Here is a 1,455-nt window from a genome sequence, read left to right on the forward strand (position 1 = left end):
TCCTGTCAGCCGTCGTCCGTACGGGGGAGCGGTTCGGTATCGCGCACCTGAGCCAGGTACTGCGCGGCGCGAAGACGAAACGCATTCGGGAATTACGACACGACAGGCTGAGCGTGTACGGCATTGTCGACGACTTCTCGGACAGTGAGATCAAAGAGGTGGCCGGTTTGCTGCAAGCCAAGGGTCTGCTGCGTAAGAACAACCGCGAATACGCCGGCCTGAGTCTGACGCAGGCTGGCCGGATATTCCTCAAAAACCGCGAGCAACTGACCCTCACGCGCGCCAAACGGGCCGAACCGGCTCCCCGTACTACCCCCGACTCCGACCCGGCGCAGACGTGGCGCAGACGGGATGCGCCGCCCCTGGCGGATGAGCAGGGTGACCTCGCGGTTGACGCGGCCCTGTTCGAGAAGCTGCGCACGCTGCGGCGCCGGCTGGCCGAGGAGCGCAACGTGCCGCCGTACGTCATCTTCGGCGACGTGACGCTCAGACAGATGGCGGCCTATTTGCCCCAGAGCCGCGAGAGCCTGTCTCATATTTCGGGTGTGGGCGCCGCAAAGCTGGAGCGCTGGGGCGAGGCGTTTCGAGAGGTTATTCGCTCGTACGCCGATGAGCAGGGTCTTGCGGAGCGTCCTGTACCGGGCACACGGCGCAGCAGAGAGCCGCAAGAGAGTAAGGCAAGTCGGAAAGGTTCAACGTATACCGCAACGAAACAGCTGCTTGAGCAGGGCCGATCAATTACTGAGGTCGCAGCGGAACGCGGTCTCTCTCTTCGCACGGTAGTAAGCCATATTGAAAAGCTGGTTACCGACGGCGAGGACGTTGACCTTGGCCCATTGCTACCGGCAGCGGATCGTCTGGAGACTATTCAACACGCACTGGACCGTTCCGACACCACCGCCCTGGCTCCGGTCAAAGCGAGGCTGGGCAAAGACTATACCTATGAGGAGATCCGATTGGTGCGAGCGTTCATACGCCAATCGCACTGACTTCAGCCTCCCTCACCAGCCGCGCACTCCCATTATCCACGGGATGTACGCCCGTATTGAGCACCCAGATATTTCGTCTCAACCCGCTTGCAACCGGACTACAGAGTGTCCTACCCTGGCAAGGATTGTTTAGAGACAGAAAATCGACCGTGAGGGAATCAGTATGGATAAGACCCTTATGCTTTCGCTCTACCGCGACATGATTCGCATTCGGCGCTTTGAGGAAGAAGCGGCTCGTTCGTATTCGCGGGGCAAGATTGGTGGCTTTCTGCACCTGTACAATGGCCAAGAGGCGGTGGCGGTTGGGGCGATGTCGGCGGTTGAGCCCACGGATTATATCGTGGCGACCTATCGGGACCACGGCCATTATCTGGCCCGGGTTGGGGATATGAATGCGGCCATGGCGGAACTGTTCGGCAAGGTGGATGGCTGTGCCAAGGGCCGGGGCGGCTCCATGCATTATGTT

General features: G+C 60.4%; 2 protein-coding genes. Both read left to right on the plus strand.

The features are described from left to right. Positions 1–989, plus strand: a 989-nt coding sequence (locus OXG98_19830) for an RQC domain-containing protein (GenBank protein MCY3774261.1), incomplete at its 5' end; no start/stop codon positions are given. A gap of 163 nt (positions 990–1,152) precedes the next feature. Further along, the coding region (locus OXG98_19835; protein ID MCY3774262.1) for a thiamine pyrophosphate-dependent enzyme at positions 1,153–1,455 on the plus strand (303 nt) is incomplete at its 3' end.

It is taken from the genome of Gemmatimonadota bacterium, from assembly GCA_026706345.1.
GTDB lineage: Bacteria > JAAXHH01 > JAAXHH01 > JAAXHH01 > JAAXHH01 > JAAXHH01.